We start from the raw sequence: 217 nt of genomic DNA on the forward strand, positions 1-217 counted from the left end.
ATCTTCGAGAAGGACAGTGCGCTGACCCGTCGATTCCAGAAAATCGATGTCGCAGCGCCGTCAGTTGACGACACTTATAAAATCCTGAAAGGGCTTAAGAGCCGCTTTGAGGAGCACCACAATATCCGTTACACCGATAAAGCGCTGCGCGCGGCTGCAGAGTTGGCGGATCGCTATATTACTGACCGCAACCTGCCGGACAAGGCGATTGATGTGA

1 pseudogene is annotated in these 217 nt (G+C 53.0%); it reads left to right on the forward strand.

The window, feature by feature from the left end:
- Positions 1-217 (forward strand): annotated as a pseudogene (locus B2Z72_RS06760) (hypothetical protein); the annotation flags it as partial.

This window comes from Thalassolituus sp. UBA6592, from assembly GCF_002433655.1.
GTDB lineage: Bacteria > Pseudomonadota > Gammaproteobacteria > Pseudomonadales > Oceanobacteraceae > Venatoribacter.